Raw genomic sequence first — 18,056 nt, 5'->3', positions numbered from 1 at the left:
CCACGTCCCGGCTGGGTGCGGACGCCCGGCCATCAGGCCGGGCGTAACGCTTGTTTTTACTCGGCAGCTTCGGAGGTCGGCCCCGGCAGCTTGGAATTGTGCAGATCGACGTTGAGGCCGAGCGAACGCATTTCCTTGACCAGCACGTTGAACGATTCCGGGATACCGGCCTCGAACGTGTCGTCGCCGCGCACGATCGCTTCGTAGACCTTGGTACGGCCTGCAACGTCGTCCGACTTCACCGTCAGCATTTCCTGGAGCGTGTACGCCGCGCCATAAGCCTCGAGCGCCCACACTTCCATTTCACCGAAGCGCTGACCACCGAACTGCGCCTTACCACCCAGCGGCTGCTGCGTGACGAGCGAGTACGGACCAATCGAACGCGCGTGGATCTTGTCGTCCACGAGATGGTGAAGCTTGAGCATGTAGATGTAGCCCACGGTCACCTTGCGATCGAACTGGTCGCCGGTCCGGCCGTCATAGACGGTGGACTGACCAGACGCATCGAAGCCAGCCATCTTCAACATCTCTTCGATGTCTGCTTCCTTCGCACCGTCGAACACCGGCGTCGCAATCGGCACGCCGGGCTTCAGGTTACGCGCCAGTTCAAGCAGCTCGGTGTCGTTGAGCGACTTGATGACTTCGTCTTCTCCGTAAACCTTCTTCAGGGTGTCGCGCAGCGGCTTCAGATCCTGCTTCTGGTAGTAGGCGTCGATGGTCTGACCGATCTTCTTGCCCATGCCTGCGCAGGCCCAGCCAAGATGCGTCTCCAAGATCTGACCGACGTTCATGCGCGACGGCACGCCGAGCGGGTTCAGCACGATGTCCGCATGCGTACCGTCTTCAAGGAACGGCATGTCTTCGATCGGAACGATCTTCGACACCACGCCCTTGTTACCGTGACGTCCGGCCATCTTGTCGCCGGGCTGAATCTTGCGCTTCACCGCGACGAAGACCTTGACCATCTTCATCACGCCTGGCGGCAATTCGTCGCCACGCTGCAGTTTCTCGACCTTGTCGAGGAAGCGCTGTTCAAGGCCCTTCTTCGACTCGTCGTACTGCTTCCGCATCGCTTCGATTTCGGTCATCAGCTTGTCGTTCGCGGTGGCGAACATCCACCACTGCGACCGCGGATTTTCGTCGAGCACGGCGCGCGTGATCTTGCCGTCCTTCTTGAAGCCCTTCGGACCGGCGATGCCGACCTTGTTCTCCAGAAGATCAGCCAGGCGGCCGTAGACGTTACGATCCAGGATGGCCTGTTCGTCGTCACGGTCCTTGGCAAGACGTTCGATTTCTTCCCGCTCGATCGCCAGAGCGCGTTCGTCCTTGTCGACGCCGTGACGGTTGAACACGCGGACTTCCACGATCGTGCCCTGCACGCCCGGAGGCACGCGGAGCGAGGTGTCGCGAACGTCGGACGCCTTTTCACCGAAGATGGCGCGCAGAAGCTTTTCTTCCGGCGTCATCGGGCTTTCGCCCTTCGGCGTGATCTTGCCGACCAGGATGTCGCCGGCGCGGACTTCAGCACCGATATAGACGATGCCGGCTTCGTCGAGGTTCTTCAGCGCTTCTTCCGACACGTTCGGAATGTCGCGGGTGATTTCCTCAGGGCCGAGCTTGGTGTCGCGGGCCATCACTTCGAATTCCTCGATGTGGATCGAGGTGAAGACGTCTTCCTTCACGATCCGCTCAGAGAGGAGGATCGAGTCTTCGAAGTTGTAGCCATTCCACGGCATGAACGCGACGAGCACGTTGCGGCCGAGTGCGAGTTCGCCGAGATCGGTCGACGGACCGTCGGCAATGATGTCGCCCTTGCGAATGATGTCGCCAACCTTCACCAGCGGACGCTGGTTGATACAGGTCGACTGGTTCGAACGCTGGTACTTCATCAGGCGATAGATATCGACGCCCGACTTGGTCGGATCGAGATCCTCGGTGGCGCGGATAACCACGCGGGTCGCGTCGATCTGGTCGATGACACCCGAACGGCGGGCAGCGATCGCAGCACCGGAGTCACGAGCCACGACGGCTTCCATGCCGGTACCGACGAAGGGAGCTTCAGCGCGCACCAGAGGCACGGCCTGACGCTGCATGTTCGAGCCCATCAGCGCGCGGTTGGCGTCGTCGTTCTCTAGGAACGGGATCAGCGCCGCAGCGACCGAAACGAGCTGCTTCGGCGACACGTCCATGTAGTCGACCTTGTCGGCCGGCAGCGGCAGCACGTCGCCGGCGTGACGGCAGATCACCATCTCGTCGGTGAACTTGCCCTTGGCGTCGAGCGACACGTTCGCTTGTGCGACCGAGTAGCGGCCCTCTTCCATCGCGCTGAGGTACACGACCTCGTCGGTGACGCGGCCGTCCTTGACCTTGCGGTAAGGTGTTTCCACGAAGCCGTACTTGTTGACGCGCGCGAAGGTAGCGAGCGAGTTGATCAGACCGATGTTCGGGCCTTCCGGCGTCTCAATCGGGCAGATACGGCCGTAATGGGTCGGATGCACGTCGCGGACTTCGAAGCCGGCGCGCTCGCGGGTCAGACCGCCCGGTCCAAGCGCCGAGAGACGGCGCTTGTGGGTGATTTCCGAGAGCGGGTTGGTCTGGTCCATGAACTGCGACAGCTGTGACGAACCGAAGAACTCGCGCACCGCGGCAGCCGCGGGCTTCGCGTTGATCAGGTCCTGCGGCATCACGGTGTCGATGTCGACGGACGACATACGTTCCTTGATGGCACGCTCCATGCGCAGCAGGCCGACACGATACTGATTTTCCATCAGTTCGCCGACCGAACGCACACGACGGTTGCCGAGATGGTCGATGTCGTCGATTTCGCCCTTGCCGTCGCGCAGATCCACCAGTGTCTTGATGACGGCAAGGATGTCTTCCTTGCGGAGCGTGCGATGGGTATCCGGCGCATCGAGTTCGAGGCGCATGTTCATCTTCACGCGGCCCACGGCCGAGAGGTCGTAGCGCTCGCTGTCGAAGAACAGCGACTGGAACATGTTCTGCGCGGATTCGAGCGTCGGCGGCTCACCCGGACGCATCACGCGATAGATGTCGAACAGCGCGTCTTCACGCGTCAGGTTCTTGTCTGCATTCAGCGTGTTGCGGATATAGGCGCCAATGTTGACGTGGTCGATGTCGAGCAGCGGGAGTTCCTTGTAGCCCTCCTCGTTCAGCGCCTTCAGCGACTTCTCGGTGATCTCCTCGCCGGCTTCGGCGTAGATTTCACCGGTCTTCACGTTGACGAGGTCCTCGGCGAGGTAGTTGCCGACCAACTCTTCGTCGGTCAGACGCAGCGCCTTGAGGCCCTTCTCGGCGAGCTGACGGGCAGCACGCACGGTGAGCTTCTTGCCGGCTTCGAGCACGACCTTGCCGGTGTCGGCATCGATCAGGTCGTTGACGGTGGAATAGCCACGGAAACGGGTGGCGTCGAACGGAACGCGCCAGCCTTCCTTGATCTTCTTGAACTGGATCTTCTTGTAGAACGTCGAGAGAATCTCTTCGCCATCCAGACCCAGCGCGAACATCAGCGACGTCACCGGAATCTTGCGGCGGCGGTCGATACGCGCGAACACGATGTCCTTGGCGTCGAATTCGATGTCCAGCCAGGAACCGCGATACGGGATCACGCGGGCAGCGAACAGCAGCTTGCCCGACGAATGGGTCTTGCCCTTGTCGTGGTCGAAGAACACGCCCGGCGAACGATGCATCTGCGAGACGATGACGCGCTCGGTGCCGTTGACGACGAAGGTGCCATTCATGGTCATGAGCGGGATATCGCCCATGTAGACGTCCTGCTCCTTGATGTCCTTGACGGACTTGGCGCCGGTTTCTTCGTCGATATCGAACACGATCAGGCGCAGCGTCACCTTCAGCGGCGCAGCATAGGTCATGCCGCGCTGGCGGCACTCATCGACGTCATATTTTGGCGGCTCGAATTCGTAGCGCACGAATTCCAGCATCGAGGTGCCCGAGAAATCCGAGATCGGGAACACCGAACGGAAAACAGCCTGCAGACCTTCGTCGAGGCGACCGCCAGTCGGCTCATCGACCATCAGGAACTGGTCGTAGGACGCCTTCTGAACCTCGATGAGGTTCGGCATCTCTGCGACTTCTTTAATATGACCGAAGAACTTGCGAACGCGCTTGCGACCTGTGAACGTCTGCTGACCCATCGTGGCCTCTCATTGCGTCGCCCGAAAGGGGCGAACCTTCCAGAGCGCGACTGCCATCGCCTCCGGGTTGAATTTCCAAGAACGTTCCAAATTCAGCGCCCAATGTGAGGAACAAAATCCCTCTCCCGAGCATTTGAATCGCAGAACGCAAAACGACGTGCGCGATGCCCGACTGCATCCCGCCCGTCCAAACCGTCTAGCTACGGACCGAAAAGCCCGAAAATTGCCCATCTCCCAACGGCTTAACCGGAAACGTCGCCGTCTCCGCTGTCAGACCGTGTTTTTCGTGCTGCCGTCCCGATATGGGATGGCAATCATGGAGATTCGAGGGTGGTTCCCAGCGCATCCCCACACATTCCTGTGTAGTCCATCGGGTTCCGGCCCAGAGGGCGACCAAATGGCCGCCCTCCAGATGGAACCCATAAAGGGTCTTACTTGAGTTCGACCTTCGCGCCAGCCTTCTCGAGCTGACCCTTGATCTTCTCGGCTTCGTCCTTGGAAACGCCTTCCTTGACGGGCTTCGGCGCGCCTTCGACCAGGTCCTTGGCTTCCTTGAGGCCAAGACCCGTGATCGCACGGACTTCCTTGATGACTTCGATCTTCTTGTCGCCGGCACCAGCCAGAACGACAGTGAACTCGGTCTTTTCTTCAGCAGCAGCGGCACCGCCGCCACCAGCAGCCGGACCAGCAACTGCAACAGCAGCAGCAGCCGAAACGCCCCACTTTTCTTCGAGCATCTTGGCGAGGTCGGCAGCTTCGAGCACGGTCAGGCTCGAGAGATCGTCAACGATTTTCTGTAGGTCAGCCATTGTCTATATCCTTAAGCGTATTTGGTTCGAACCAGGGTTTGAATGCGAAGGGCGTCAGGCCGCTTCGCTCTTTGAGGCATAGGCCTGAACAACACGCGCGAGCTTCGCCGCGGGAGCTGTCGAGAGCTGAGCGATCTTGGTCGCCGGCGCCACAAGGAGGCCGAGGATCTTCGCGCGCAGTTCGTCGAGCGAGGGCAGCGCGGCCAAGGCCTTGACGCTGTCAACGTTCAGGACGGTTGTGCCCATCGAGCCGCCAAGAATGACGAACTTCTCGTTCGCCTTGGCAAATTCGACGGCAACCTTCGGTGCAGCTACCGGATCGTCCGAAGTGGCGATCACAGTCGGGCCCTTCAACAGGGAACCGATGGCAGCAACATCCGTGCCTTCAAGAGCAATTTTGGCGAGACGGTTCTTCGAGACCTTCACCGACGCGCCGGCCAGCTTCATCTGCGAACGCAGATTCTGCATCTGGGCAACGGTGAGGCCGGAATAATGGGCGACGACCGCGACGCTGGTGGTCTTAAAGACCCCGTTCAGCGCTTCGACCGCGTCCTTTTTAGCCGCTCTTTCCACAGCAAGCTCTCTCCGGTTGGCGGCCTCTATCGAGATAGGACCGCCGGGTTACACCCACCGCCCCACCTGAACCTGACCTCAAGACACCGGCCCTTTAAAGAGACCGGGTCCAAAGACACGTCGGGCGAGACGATATGATAGCCTGCCCTCCCGAACCTTCCTGGCGAACCAGCGTTGGCGCGGGGTGTCGAGGTTCGAACCAAATACGCGTCATGTCGCACAAAACGACATTGGCGAAATCCAGTCTTCACCCGTCTATGCTGGCTGCATCAAGTTTTACGATTAAGCCGTTGATGAAACTTGCGTTTATCTAAGGCGCCAGCAGTCTTGGACAGGATTCAGGATCATCGACAAGCCATCATCCGGCCTATTGGTGACCCCTGCCCGCTTCCCTTAAATCCGCGTCGCGCTTCCTGTCCCCTTCGAGCGATCCGTATGGATAGCCTGAAAGGAAAAGTCTCCTGCGATGTGGGTTATCGGAATGCGAACACAGACGCGCCAGCTACCAGCCAGCACGCCCGGAAACGGTTGTTTAACGAGTCTTTTTCGTGTTGCCAAGCGCGAAATGCCGATGTGGCATCTTTTCTGCAAGGGAGCCGTTCAGGGCACCCAGAGCACAAAAGTGGAACCGGCCAAGCCGGCTCCACTTCCCGTATATATCACCCCTTCGGGCAGGCCGCTCCCGCATCGGCCCAGGCCTTGATCAGCTCACCGAACTGCTTCTGGGTGCCTGGCGCCGGGGCGCGATTGCCGCCGGGATGCCAGCCCCAGCCGACCAGCTCGTCTTCGGCCATGTGCTTCACAAGCGCGGCCATGTCCTTGCCGCCGTTGCGTTCCTTGTCCTTGATCTGGGTGCAGATCTGGCCAAGCGTCTTGCCCTGCCAGGCCATCTCGGCCGGAGCCAGAGCCCATTTCGGATTGCCGGGGACGTTGGCGGCATCGAAGTTGTTCTCGTGGTGGCAGGTCGCGCAAGCAAGACCACCGGCGGCGCCGACACCGCCCTCGCCGCGCACGACCAACGGAATATGCGGCCGCATACGGTCGGTCTGGGTCGGACGTTCGGTCGCCGGATGGCAGTTCATGCAACGTGGCGACTGGACGACCTTGCCGGCCTCGGTGAACAGCGCCACCGCGCGCTCGTTCTTGTTCTTGATTTTGGCGAAGGCCGAGACCGACTGCAGCTTGGTCGGATTGCTGACCGCTGCATCGGCCTCCTGGAAGCCCGGCTCCGCGAATGCGAGGAGACCCGCCGCGAGGCCGCCGGCGACCAGCGCCAACATCGAGTTCTTAAACAAGCTCATGCTGAGGCTCCTGGCACGATCGGCAACTGCCGCGGTCTTCCCACTCCGAGTTTCGCCAGCGCGTTGGCAACGGCAGGCCCGAGCGGAGGCACGCCCGGTTCGCCGACGCCTGATGGCTTCTCGGTCGATTTCACGATGACCACCTCGATCTCCGGCATCTCGTTGATGCGCAGCGAACGATAGGTGTCGAAATTGCCGGACACCGGCGCGCCGGCATCCAGCGTCTGTTCCGCATAGAGGATGTGACCGAGGCCGAAGCCGATGCCACCTTCCATCTGTGCGCGGATGATGTCGGGGTTCACGGCGACGCCACAATCCACCGCGCACCACACCTTGTGTACCTTCGGACCATCGTCGGTCATGGACAGTTCGACGACCTGTGCGACGAAGGTGTTGAAGCTCTCGACCACCGCAACGCCTCGCGCACGGCCTGCCGGCACCTTGTAGTTCTTCCAGTCGGCGAGTTCGGCGACGGCCTTCAGCGCGCCCGCATGGCGCGGTTTCTTGCTCAGGAGTGCGAGCCGGCCTTCGATCGGATCCTTGCCGGCGGCCTCGAGCAGCTCATCGACAAAGGCTTCGACGACATAACCGGTGTGAGTGTGGCCCACCGAGCGCCACCACAATACGGGCACGCCGACATCGACCTGATGCATGTCGCAGCGGAAGTTCTCGACGTCGTACGGGATTTCGTTCGAGCCTTCATAGGACGTCGGGTCGAGACCGTCCTTGAACATCATGGACTCGAAGAAGGAACCCTTCATGATCGACTGGCTGACGATGGTGTCGCTCCAGGCTTCGATCTTGCCGTCGCGCACCGTACCGCGCATTCGGTGGATGCAATACGGCCGATAGTAGCCACCGCGCATATCGTCTTCGCGCGTCCACACCAGCTTGACCGGCTTGCCCGGTCCGATCGCTTTCGCGACTTCGGCGAGCTCGATGGCCTGATGCGTGCTCTGCTGGGCGCGGCGGCCGAAGCTGCCGCCGGCAAGAAGAACGTCGATCTTGACCTTCTCGATCGGCAGCCCGAGCACCTTGGAGATCGCCATATGGTCAGGCGTCGGAAACTGGCAGCCATAGCGCGCATAGGCGGTGTCGCCGTCCCATTTCAGATAGGCGTTGAGCGGTTCCATCGCGGCATGGGCCAGATACGGGAAGACGTATTCAACCTCGATCACGCGGCCACCTTTGGCCATCGACTCTTCGAATTTGCCCTCAGCCTTGACGAGTTTGCCGGCCGTCTTCGACAGGCCGCGGAATTGCTGCAGCAGTTCCGCACTGCCACGCTTCTCCGCCTTGCTGTCATCCCAGGTGATCTTCAGCGCATCGCGGCCCATCTTCGCGGGCCAGAAGCCTTTGGCGTAGACAGCGACACCATTCGACACCTGCTTGACGTCGACGACACCCGCCACGGCTTTCGCAGCCGTCGCATCGAAGGACGCGACCTTGCCGCCGAATTTCGGCGAACGCGCCACGACCACCGTGAGCATGTCCGGTTCGTTGATATCGAGCGTGTAGAACGCCTTGCCGTTGGTCTTGTCCGCGCTGTCGAGGCGTTTCACGACGCCTTCCTTGCCGATCAACCTGAACTGCGACGGGTCCTTCAGCTTCGGATCAGCCGGCACCGGCATGGCCATAGCCTTGTCGGCGAATTCGCCGAAACGACCTTCATGGCCTGATGCATGCTTGATCACACCGTTATCGACAGTGATCTCGCCCGCCGGCACCTGCCACGCATCGGCAGCAGCCGCGACCAGCATCTGGCGCGCGGCGGCACCGACCTGTCGCATCTGGATGTAGGAATTGGCGATGGCCGTCGAGCCACCGGTGCCCTGCATGCCGAACGCCAGATTCTTGTAGAGCTGCGGATTCGACGGCGCGTGATCGGCACGCATCTGCGCCCAATCCGCGTCGAGTTCTTCGGCGACCAAAGTCGCCATGCCGGTGAACGGCCCTTGCCCAAATTCGATGCCCTTGCACAGCACCGTCACGGTGTTGTCGGGCTTGATGATCAGGAAAGTGTTCGGCGCGATATTGACCGACGGCTTTGCCGCCGCCTGCGCAAACAACTTGTCGGCGCGCGCAACATAGGCGCCGAGCACGAGGCCGGCACCGCCCTTGAGCATCGTGCGACGGCTGAGCTTGGTGTCATGAACGGTCATGGCTCAACCCTCCAGCGATTTGGCGGCGCCATGAATGGCGGCGCGGATGCGGACATAGGTGGCGCAGCGGCAGATGTTGCCGTTCATCGCCAGATCGATATCGTTGTCGGTGGGGGTCGGATTGATGCTGAGCAGCGCGGTCGCGCTCATCACCTGGCCGGACTGGCAATAGCCGCATTGCGGCACATCGAGCGCGACCCAGGCCGCCTGCACCGCCTTGGCTTCCTTGCTGTCGAGACCTTCGATGGTGGTGATTTCGCTGGTGCCGATCGCCGAGACCGGCATCGAACAGGAGCGGACGGTCTGGCCGTCCACATAAACCGTGCAGGCCCCGCATTGCGCGACGCCGCAGCCATACTTGGTGCCGGTCAGACCGGCTCCATCCCGAATGGCCCAGAGCAGAGGTGTGTTGGGATCGAGGTCGACCTGACGGGCCTGACCGTTAATCTTGAGTGTGAACGCAGCCATCGCTGATGTCCTATGTCGTCGAATGTACGCCTACATTCGAGTTGTTCTAAACAGCCGACATCTACATCCGCATTGCGGAATAACCCATTCAATTATTTTTGTACCGCACGGGAACGAAAGTCATTCTTGTGGAATGCGTTTCGAATCCCCAGTTGATTGGGGTCTTGATCAGACTGCCACAGCGTGAGGCAGTCCGTTGCCCGCATAAAACGCATCGAGATTGGCGATGACGCAGTCCTGCATCGCCATATGCGAGTCGAGCGTGTGGCCGCCGACATGCGGCGTCAGCACGACGTTCGGAAGGGCCGTGAGGGCATCCGGCGCGTGCGGTTCCTTCTCGAACACATCGAGACCTGCGCCCGCAATGGTCTTGTCAACTAGCGCTGCGGTTAGTGCGGCCTGGTCGATCACCGAGCCGCGCGAGATATTCACCACGACGCCGTTCGGCCCGAGCTTCTTCAGCATCGCAGCATCGATGATGTGATGGGTCTCGGCGCCGGCGCGCACGGCGATCATCAGCACGTCGCACCATTCGACCAGCGCTTCGAGGCTCGGCTCATGACGATATGGCAGGTCGTCATATTTCGTGCGGTTGGTGTAGGCGACATCGCATTCGAACGCTGCGACGCGCGACGCGATCTTGCGACCGATCTCGCCCATGCCATAGACGCCCACCTTGCGGCCGGGATTGCCGGGCTGCGGCGACATCAGCGGCGACGGCTTTGCCGACGACCAGCCGCCTTCGCGCAGATACTGATCCGCGGGCAGCAGGCGACGTGTCACCGCGAGCATAAGCGTCAGTGCCAGATCGGCGACCGAGGCCGCATTTGCGCCCGGACTGTTGCCGACCACGATCTTGCGCTCGGCCGCAGCCTTGAAGTCAACACCGTCATAGCCGGTGCCGTAGCAGACGATGGCGCCGAGCGCCGGCATCATGTCCATCACATCGCTCTTCAGCGCCTGTCCACCTGCGGTGATCAGCGCGCGCACATCCTTGAGCTCGTCGCGCGAAAACGTCTCGAGCGGCGGTTTGCCTCCGGCATCGATCAAGTCGTAGCGCTCGCCGATGCGCTTCATCATGGCTTTCGGGAAACGCGAATAGATCAGAACCTTGTCGGCCATCGTGACGATCCTTTTGGGGGCATTCCTGCTGAGGTCAAAAAGAAAAGGGCGGAACCGGTTGCCCGATTCCGCCCTGGTTTCTTGCAAGCCTTGTTCCGGCTTAGCCGAGCACGGTGCCCGTCTCAACCTTGATGCCGGGGCCCATGGTCGAGGACACGGCAACGCGCTGCAGATAGGTGCCCTTCGCGCCAGCCGGCTTCGCCTTGGAGACGGCATCGACCAGAGCCTTGATGTTTTCGACGAGCTTCTCTTCCGAGAAAGATGCCTTGCCGATACCAGCCTGCACGATGCCGGCCTTCTCGACGCGGAACTCGACCGAACCGCCCTTGGCACCCTTGACTGCGCCGGTGACGTCCATGGTCACGGTGCCGATCTTCGGGTTCGGCATCATGCCGCGCGGACCGAGCACCTTACCAAGGCGACCGACCAGCGGCATCATGTCGGGGGTTGCGATACAGCGATCGAAATCGATCTGACCGGCCTGGACCTTCTCGAACAGGTCTTCTGCACCGACGACGTCTGCACCGGCAGCCTTGGCTTCTTCAGCCTTCGGGCCACGGGCGAACACGCCGACGCGCAGGGTGCGGCCGGTGCCGTTCGGCAGGGTGACGACGCCACGGACCATCTGGTCGGCGTGACGTGGATCAACGCCGAGATTCAGCGAAATTTCGATGGTCTCATCGAACTTCGACTTGGCGCGTTCCTTGACCATCTTGATGGCCTCGGCGACCGGATAGAGCTTCTCGCGGTCGATACCCTCGCGGGCGTTCTTCAAACGTTTTCCAATTGCCATGACCGTTTACCCCGCGACCTCGACACCCATCGAACGGGCAGAGCCCTCAACCATCTTCATGGCCGATTCAATGGTGTCGCAATTCAGATCCTTCATCTTCGCTTCGGCGATCTCGCGCACCTGCGCTTTGGTCACCGCGCCGGCCTTGTCACGACCCGGTAGCTTGGAGCCGGAGGTGAGCTTGGCGGCCTTCTTGATGAAGAAGGACATCGGGGGGGTCTTGAGGGCGAAGGTGAACGAACGATCGGCATAGATCGTGATCACCACCGGGATTGGGGTGTTCTTTTCTTCCTTCTGCGTCTGCGCGTTGAACGCTTTGCAGAATTCCATGATGTTCAAACCGCGCTGACCAAGCGCGGGACCGATCGGGGGCGAAGGGTTCGCCGCACCGGCCGGCACCTGAAGCTTCAGGTATCCGGTCACTTTCTTTGCCATGTGTCACTCCTGTTGTGCCGGCAGAGCCGGCTGTTTCAGGTTCGTGGTTCGGTCGACAACGGCTGGCAACCGCTCTCTTCCTCCCACGGCCTTAAGAACGCGAGGCGAACCTCGCGCTATTGCGATCAGACCTTCTCGACCTGACCGAATTCCAGTTCGACCGGCGTTGCGCGGCCGAAGATCGACACGGCGACCTTCACGCGCGAACGTGCCTCGTCGATTTCCTCGACGACACCGGAGAACGATGCGAACGGGCCATCGGCCACGCGCACATTCTCGCCGATCTCGAACGACACCGAGGTCTTCGGACGCTCCACGCCCTCCTGCACCTGGTGCAGAATGCGCATCGCTTCGGCTTCCGAAATCGGCATCGGCTTGTTTTCAGCGCCCAAGAATCCCGTGACCTTCGGGGTATTCTTGATCAGATGAAACGCTTCGTCGGTGAGCTGCATCTTCACCAGCACATAGCCCGGGAAGAACTTGCGCTCAGCATCCATCTTACGGCCGCGGCGCACTTCCGTGACCTTCTCGACCGGAACCAAAATCTGTTCGAACAGGTCTTCCAGGCCACGTTGCTTGGCCTGTTCCTTGATCGACTCCATCACCTTCTTTTCGAAATTCGAATAGGCGTGAACGATGTACCAGCGCATGCTCATAATTCAGTTCCGTCAGTGCATCGTGAGCAAAAAGGCGACGAGGTAGCGGATGATCTGATCCGCCGCGAAAAAGAAGACCGACGACAGCGCCACCATGACGAACACCATGATGGTCGTGATCGTCGTCTCGCGACGCGAGGGCCACGTGACCTTGTTGGTCTCGGTGCGCACTTCCTGCAGGAATTTGAACGGGCTGAACGCCATCGTTATGTGATCCGCATCCGTCGTGAGACGATTGAATTGGTTTCAGGAATCCGAACAGCCCTCTTACGCCCAACCCTTTATTCAAGGATGAGCCGCCAAGCGGGCTCGTTCGTTCGGGGATTTGCCGCGTCGGATATCCGGTAACCGGGCCGACAGCGAGTGCAGCTTCCTACTTCGGACCGGGCCAAAGGTCAAGGTATCCGGGCCGGACCGATGGGACCCCGCCCCGCCCCCTGATACCACCCCGATCAGCGCCCTCCCACCCCCGGCGACGGTTTGCCGACCGCCGCACGGACGTGCCGGACCACGTGATCGGCCACGATGGCGTGGCCCTCCGCGGTCGGGTGCACCGCACCGCTATACATGGCCGCATAGACCGGTTGCAGAATATCGAACTGGGTGAAACCCGGCGAATGGACGTTTGCGGTCAGAAACGCGTCATTCGGGGTCCGGAACAGGCGCCAGCGCGATGCATAGGGCAAATAGGCGGCCGGCGAATACGGCGTGAAGTCCTCCTTGCCGATCCAACGCCGGGGCATCGCCATCGCCTCGCCGTCCGCCTGCGGCCGCTTCGGATCTCGCGCACAGAGCCCGCGTCTGGCGAATTCGGGCTGGTGATCAGTAATGAGCTGGAAGCCGGTTCCGGCGCCGGTCGCCAGCGCCGGACAGCCGCCTGATCGACCGTTGGTGATGCAGGCGGTCCGGGCGAAGAAATCGTTGAGAAAGCTTACCGTCTCGGCCAGCCGTTCGCGCGACAGCGACAGCTTCTTGTGGACATCGAGGCCGAGCGTCGGTTGCGCGCCGCACAGCGCGCCCGTCTCGTCGAACTGGATCGGCTCGTAAGCCGTCTGCAACACCTTCGCGGGCGCCAGGCCAAAGCCGTCGCGCAAGGCATCGCGGAGCGCCACCATGCGCTCGTCGAGCTGCTCCATGTAGGCGCGCGACACATCAGGCGAGAACCGGATCTGCTTGCCGAGCAGATTCGCGATGGGCGCGAGATCGCCGGCGGATTCGGTCATCGCATAGACCATCAGCGGCGAGAAGCCGACATCGTTGCCCCCGATTGACAGCAGCAGTGTGTCGATCGGCCGCTTGCGCTCATTCGGCGCACACCAGGATTTTGTCACCGGCATATTGGCGACCTGCACGCTGCCGCTCGCATAGGTCGGCAGATTGTAGGTCGCACGCTGCGTGCGGCCAGCCGGGCTCTTGCAGATCAGGTCGGCGAGCTGATCGAGCTGCGAACGCACCATCGCGTTGCCGGCGCCCTCACGCGCCTTCTTCTCGAGGAACAGGCCCTCGGTGACCTCCGAGCCCGTGCAGGCCAGGCTGACCAGCGTGACTGACCGGTGCGGGTTCTCCAATGTCAGCTGCAGGCCGACGCGAAACGGATAGCCGTACTGCGAACGGTGGCAATCGGGGCTGAGCCAGCGCGGATTGGCAGCGTTGAACGCCTTGTCGAACTGCGCCGAAGCGAGCGGGAAATAGAGCTCCTGCTCCTCGTCGGCGAGCTTGCGCCGCGGCAGGTTCTTGTAATCGAAACTTCCCGCCGGGGCAGCGGGGGTCAGTTTCTGCAGCGACTTGGCGGTGCTGCGTGTCGCCATCTCCTCACGCATCAGGGTTGGATCGTAGACCATCTCGCGGACGGCGCTGAATGTCACCGGAACGTCCGGATTGCTTTCGCCCGAGGCAAAGGAATCGCCGAGCGCCACGATGAACAGATCCTCGACGACGACCTGCGGGTCGCTCAATGTACGACCGTCAGGCAATCTGACCTGGACCGATGCACCGGACAGGCTTCGATCGACGGCATAAGGCAGGCGCGTGATCTTAAGCGGCGTCGCACAGGATTGCGTTGTGGTCTCGGTCCTGCTGCCCGGTCGCCGCGGCGTCCAGCTCCAGACGCAATCATACGCGCCGGCTTCGGCAATGCGCTCGGGCGACAGCCGGATCAGCACTGTATGCGCATCCGGCAGCACGTAATCTTCCTTGGCCGTGCCCCATGAATAGCGCCGATCGCAACTCGCGAGATAGCGGCCCTGCCGGCTATCGTAGCAGACGGCGTCGATGGTCTGCGACGCCCAGCCCAATCGGGAGCGGTCGTAGCGCGCCCGCGCGGTGTCAGCGCAACTGGTCGGGCTGGTCATGTCGCGGCAATCGGGATCGTTCAGCCGCCGCTCGGTGCGCCAGACCACATCGGCGGGCGGCAGCACCAATTCATTGCGGGCGGCCGGATAGCCGCGCTCATACATCGCGAAGGATGCGGCATTCTTGAAGAAGCGAAATGGACTTTCCACCTGCCAGAGCAGGTCGGCAGCATGAGCGCCATGTCCAAAGGACGACACCAGCAACGTCGTGGCCCCCACGACGAACGTCACAAGCAATTTCATTCTCGACTTCCGGCTGAATTCCCAACCGGTGTGTCGCGCGCGCGGCAAGCCAGGTTCATCGCCGCGACCGCACGCCGCAGGCGGGCCACGCGAAGCAAACCATTGGTTCCGCACAATCCCGCATGATCACCGGAGTTCGGCTGCCACGTCGGACATGGCCATCGGCCTATTGCGCAAATTGCGGCACGTTCCGGTCGGACTCCATTAACCCCGCGGCCAGAGTAAAACGCGAGAAACTACCCGGACACCGTACCGAGTTGATGTATTAGCGGACCTGAATGCTTTGATCGGAAGATAGCTTGTTTGATCGGCAATGCGACGGGCATCAGCGAATGACCAGCATCACCACCCTGTCCGAGGGAACCGACGCCTCCACGAGGGACCTCCCCAAGGATTCGGCATTGCGGATCGCGCGGCGGCGAACCGCCTATATCGCGCAGGCATCGAGCTATCTGATCGATGCCACAATCCTGCTGCTTTACGCCATGATCGGCGTGACCACTGTGGCGACGGGGGTCGTGTATCTGGCTATCAGGCTCGCTGTGGTCGGCATTGCTGCCTATCTCTCGGAGATCCAGGTCAACGACCGTTTCAAGGACCCGTATCTCACGGTCCCCCTCTCCATCGTCAGCATCATCGTCCAGATCGGCGCGATCTATCTCGTGCCGCAGATCGGCTTCTACTTCATCTCCATCATTTTCGTCGTGCTCGGCTTCGCCGCACTCCGCATGAGTGCGCGCCAGACCGGCATCGTCTGGTCCACTGCAACGCTGGGCCTCGCACTGATTTTTCTGATGACCGACAAGCCGATCGGCATTCCCATGGCCACCGCGATAGAGCGCGCTCTGGCACTGGCCTGTTTCGTCAGCGCGCTTGGCCGCTGTGCCAGCGCCGGCCTCTACGGCAGCTCGATGCGCGAACTACTGTATCGTCGCAGCAACGACCTCGCGGCCGCCAACGCGCGGATCGAAGAACTGGCGCAACTCGACGAACTCACCGGCGCATTAAACCGGCGCTACATCATGAAGTGCCTGAATGACGAGATCGCCAAGGCCCAACGCAACGCCACAACCTGCTGCATCGCGATCATCGACCTCGATCACTTCAAGAAGATCAATGATCACTTTGGACATCCGGTGGGCGATGAGGTGCTGCGCGCCTTCGCCATCTCGGTCTTCGCCAATATCCGCACCATCGACCGGTTCGGCCGTCAGGGCGGCGAGGAGTTTCTGCTGATCCTGCCGGATACCGATATCGATCTTGCGATCCAGACGCTGGATCGATTGCGCAGCCTGATCACGGAGCTGAATTGGTCGGCGATTGCGCAGAATCTGACTCTGACGATATCCGCCGGGATCAGCGCCATCAGGCACAACGATACGCCGGAAGACATTTTGGCGCGCGCCGACCTTGCGCTCTACAGAGCCAAGGATACCGGCCGTGACCGCGTGGTGGCAGCGCCGCAAAAGCGGCAGTTCAGCTGACCGGGCAGCAGAACCCTGCTTGAAAAGCGCATTCTGTATAAAATATGTATATAGTTCAAAGGCTTAAAATGGCAGGGGCGGTAGGGCTCGAACCTACGACAACCGGTTTTGGAGACCGGTACTCTACCAACTGAGCTACACCCCTACAGGAAAACGGCGCACCGTCATTTCCGCGCCGTTTGAAGCATAGGCGACGCCTGATTTGCAAGAGGCGAAGCGCCCCCTCCGAAATCAAATCCCGCCGGAATCAAAACGGCGGGCAAGGGAACTGTCCCCTGCCCGCCGTCTTTAATCGATTACTCGATGATCGAGGCCACCACGCCTGCACCGACGGTGCGGCCGCCTTCACGGATGGCGAAGCGCAGCTTCTCTTCCATCGCGATCGGCACGATCAGGTGCACTTCCATGGCGATGTTGTCGCCCGGCATCACCATTTCGGTGCCTTCCGGCAGATGCACCACACCGGTCACGTCGGTGGTGCGGAAGTAGAACTGCGGACGGTAGTTGGTGAAGAACGGCGTGTGACGGCCACCCTCTTCCTTGGTCAGAATGTAGGCCTCGGCCTTGAACTTGGTGTGCGGCTTCACCGAACCCGGCTTGCACAGCACCTGGCCGCGCTCGACGTCTTCACGCTTGGTGCCGCGCAGCAGTGCGCCGATGTTGTCGCCGGCCTGGCCCTGATCGAGCAGCTTGCGGAACATTTCAACGCCGGTGCAGATCGTCTTCTGCGTGGCGCGGATACCGACGATTTCGATTTCCTCGCCGACCTTGACGATGCCGCGCTCGACGCGACCGGTCACGACCGTACCACGGCCCGAGATCGAGAACACGTCTTCCACCGGCATCAGGAACGGCTGGTCGATCGGACGCTCCGGCTGCGGGATGTAGGCGTCGACCGCCTTCATCAGTTCGAGGATGGCGTCGTGGCCGAGCTTTTGGTCCGAGTTTTCGAGAGCGGCCAGCGCCGAACCCTTGATGATCGGAATGTCATCGCCCGGGAAGTCGTACTTCGAGAGAAGTTCGCGCACTTCCATCTCGACCAGTTCGAGCAGTTCCGGATCGTCGACCATGTCGCACTTGTTCAGGAACACGACCAGCGCGGGAACGCCGACCTGGCGGGCGAGCAGGATGTGCTCGCGGGACTGCGGCATCGGACCGTCAGCGGCCGACACGACCAGGATGCCACCGTCCATCTGGGCGGCGCCGGTGATCATGTTCTTCACATAGTCGGCGTGGCCGGGGCAATCGACGTGGGCGTAGTGGCGGTTGGCGGTCTCGTATTCGACGTGCGCCGTCGAAATGGTGATGCCGCGGGCCTTTTCCTCGGGCGCCTTGTCGATCTGGTCGTAAGCGGTGAACGTGGCACCACCCGATTCAGCCAGGATCTTCGTGATCGCCGCCGTCAGCGACGTCTTGCCGTGGTCGACGTGACCGATCGTACCGATATTGCAGTGCGGCTTGTTACGTTCAAATTTTGCTTTGGCCAT

14 protein-coding genes and 1 tRNA gene are annotated in these 18,056 nt (G+C 61.3%); 1 reads left to right on the top strand and 14 read right to left on the bottom strand.

Translation table 11 applies throughout. From position 1 onward, the window contains the following. Positions 1-56: 56 nt before the first annotated feature. The 12 genes from rpoB to CIW50_RS15345 form a co-directional block, all read right to left on the bottom strand. The gene (gene rpoB / locus CIW50_RS15400; protein ID WP_149532127.1) at positions 57-4,172 is read right to left on the bottom strand and encodes a DNA-directed RNA polymerase subunit beta; all 4,116 of its coding nucleotides are present in this window, start codon (positions 4,170-4,172) and stop codon (positions 57-59) included. Between the two features lie 431 nt (positions 4,173-4,603). After that, on the bottom strand, positions 4,604-4,981 hold the full coding sequence (rplL, locus tag CIW50_RS15395) for a 50S ribosomal protein L7/L12 (RefSeq protein ID WP_149532126.1): 378 nt from the start codon (positions 4,979-4,981) through the stop codon (positions 4,604-4,606). A gap of 54 nt (positions 4,982-5,035) precedes the next feature. Beyond that, positions 5,036-5,554 carry a 50S ribosomal protein L10 gene (rplJ, locus tag CIW50_RS15390; protein WP_116661788.1) on the bottom strand — a complete coding sequence of 173 codons (519 nt, stop codon included), beginning with the start codon at positions 5,552-5,554 and terminating at the stop codon, positions 5,036-5,038. Positions 5,555-6,213: 659 nt separating this feature from the next. Then, entirely contained in the window at positions 6,214-6,855 is a 642-nt protein-coding gene (locus CIW50_RS15385) for an Isoquinoline 1-oxidoreductase subunit (RefSeq protein WP_149532125.1), read from the bottom strand. Continuing rightward, a complete protein-coding gene (locus tag CIW50_RS15380; protein ID WP_149532124.1) occupies positions 6,852-9,017 on the bottom strand; it encodes a xanthine dehydrogenase family protein molybdopterin-binding subunit in 2,166 nt (721 codons plus the stop codon). The genes CIW50_RS15385 and CIW50_RS15380 overlap by 4 nt, the downstream gene beginning before the upstream one ends. A gap of 3 nt (positions 9,018-9,020) precedes the next feature. Then, positions 9,021-9,485 carry a (2Fe-2S)-binding protein gene (locus CIW50_RS15375; protein ID WP_149532123.1) on the bottom strand — a complete coding sequence of 155 codons (465 nt, stop codon included), beginning with the start codon at positions 9,483-9,485 and terminating at the stop codon, positions 9,021-9,023. A 168-nt stretch (positions 9,486-9,653) separates the two neighbouring features. After that, positions 9,654-10,607: a 2-hydroxyacid dehydrogenase gene (locus CIW50_RS15370; RefSeq protein WP_149532122.1), complete on the bottom strand. Its 954-nt coding sequence runs from the start codon at positions 10,605-10,607 to the stop codon at positions 9,654-9,656. A gap of 100 nt (positions 10,608-10,707) precedes the next feature. Continuing rightward, a complete protein-coding gene (gene rplA / locus CIW50_RS15365; protein WP_149532121.1) occupies positions 10,708-11,400 on the bottom strand; it encodes a 50S ribosomal protein L1 in 693 nt (230 codons plus the stop codon). A gap of 6 nt (positions 11,401-11,406) precedes the next feature. Beyond that, the gene (gene rplK, locus CIW50_RS15360; protein ID WP_068731528.1) at positions 11,407-11,835 is read right to left on the bottom strand and encodes a 50S ribosomal protein L11; all 429 of its coding nucleotides are present in this window, start codon (positions 11,833-11,835) and stop codon (positions 11,407-11,409) included. 125 nt (positions 11,836-11,960) lie between these two features. After that, positions 11,961-12,491, bottom strand: coding sequence for a transcription termination/antitermination protein NusG (nusG, locus tag CIW50_RS15355; RefSeq protein WP_149532120.1), 531 nt, complete (start codon positions 12,489-12,491; stop codon positions 11,961-11,963). Between the two features lie 12 nt (positions 12,492-12,503). Next, entirely contained in the window at positions 12,504-12,695 is a 192-nt protein-coding gene (secE, locus tag CIW50_RS15350) for a preprotein translocase subunit SecE (protein ID WP_116661783.1), read from the bottom strand. Between the two features lie 248 nt (positions 12,696-12,943). Then, complete coding sequence (locus tag CIW50_RS15345; RefSeq protein ID WP_149532119.1) at positions 12,944-15,085, bottom strand: SGNH/GDSL hydrolase family protein; 2,142 nt, start codon at positions 15,083-15,085, stop codon at positions 12,944-12,946. Positions 15,086-15,417: 332 nt separating this feature from the next. On the opposite strand from CIW50_RS15345, the gene CIW50_RS15340 reads away from it, so the two are divergent. After that, a complete protein-coding gene (locus CIW50_RS15340; protein WP_149532118.1) occupies positions 15,418-16,569 on the top strand; it encodes a GGDEF domain-containing protein in 1,152 nt (383 codons plus the stop codon). Between the two features lie 69 nt (positions 16,570-16,638). On the opposite strand, the gene CIW50_RS15335 is transcribed toward CIW50_RS15340, so the two are convergent. Beyond that, a tRNA-Trp gene (locus tag CIW50_RS15335) sits at positions 16,639-16,714 on the bottom strand. 151 nt (positions 16,715-16,865) lie between these two features. Beyond that, entirely contained in the window at positions 16,866-18,056 is a 1,191-nt protein-coding gene (tuf, locus tag CIW50_RS15330) for an elongation factor Tu (protein ID WP_149532117.1), read from the bottom strand.

It is taken from the genome of Tardiphaga sp. P9-11 (assembly GCF_008329525.1).
In the GTDB taxonomy this organism is placed as follows: domain Bacteria; phylum Pseudomonadota; class Alphaproteobacteria; order Rhizobiales; family Xanthobacteraceae; genus Tardiphaga.
Note: the sequence above shows the minus strand (reverse complement) of the source record. Positions and strands in the feature narration are given on the sequence as shown.

Coding starts and splice junctions, on each gene's coding strand:
- secE (WP_116661783.1), bottom strand. CDS start 12,695: ATGGCGTTCAGCCCGTTCAAATTCCTGCAGGAAGTGCGCACCGAGACC.
- rplK (WP_068731528.1), bottom strand. CDS start 11,835: ATGGCAAAGAAAGTGACCGGATACCTGAAGCTTCAGGTGCCGGCCGGT.
- nusG (WP_149532120.1), bottom strand. CDS start 12,491: ATGAGCATGCGCTGGTACATCGTTCACGCCTATTCGAATTTCGAAAAG.
- CIW50_RS15375 (WP_149532123.1), bottom strand. CDS start 9,485: ATGGCTGCGTTCACACTCAAGATTAACGGTCAGGCCCGTCAGGTCGAC.
- rplA (WP_149532121.1), bottom strand. CDS start 11,400: ATGGCAATTGGAAAACGTTTGAAGAACGCCCGCGAGGGTATCGACCGC.
- rpoB (WP_149532127.1), bottom strand. CDS start 4,172: ATGGGTCAGCAGACGTTCACAGGTCGCAAGCGCGTTCGCAAGTTCTTC.
- CIW50_RS15385 (WP_149532125.1), bottom strand. CDS start 6,855: ATGAGCTTGTTTAAGAACTCGATGTTGGCGCTGGTCGCCGGCGGCCTC.
- CIW50_RS15345 (WP_149532119.1), bottom strand. CDS start 15,085: ATGAAATTGCTTGTGACGTTCGTCGTGGGGGCCACGACGTTGCTGGTG.
- CIW50_RS15380 (WP_149532124.1), bottom strand. CDS start 9,017: ATGACCGTTCATGACACCAAGCTCAGCCGTCGCACGATGCTCAAGGGC.
- rplL (WP_149532126.1), bottom strand. CDS start 4,981: ATGGCTGACCTACAGAAAATCGTTGACGATCTCTCGAGCCTGACCGTG.
- tuf (WP_149532117.1), bottom strand. CDS start 18,056: ATGGCCAAAGCAAAATTTGAACGTAACAAGCCGCACTGCAATATCGGT.
- CIW50_RS15370 (WP_149532122.1), bottom strand. CDS start 10,607: ATGGCCGACAAGGTTCTGATCTATTCGCGTTTCCCGAAAGCCATGATG.
- CIW50_RS15340 (WP_149532118.1), top strand. CDS start 15,418: ATGACCAGCATCACCACCCTGTCCGAGGGAACCGACGCCTCCACGAGG.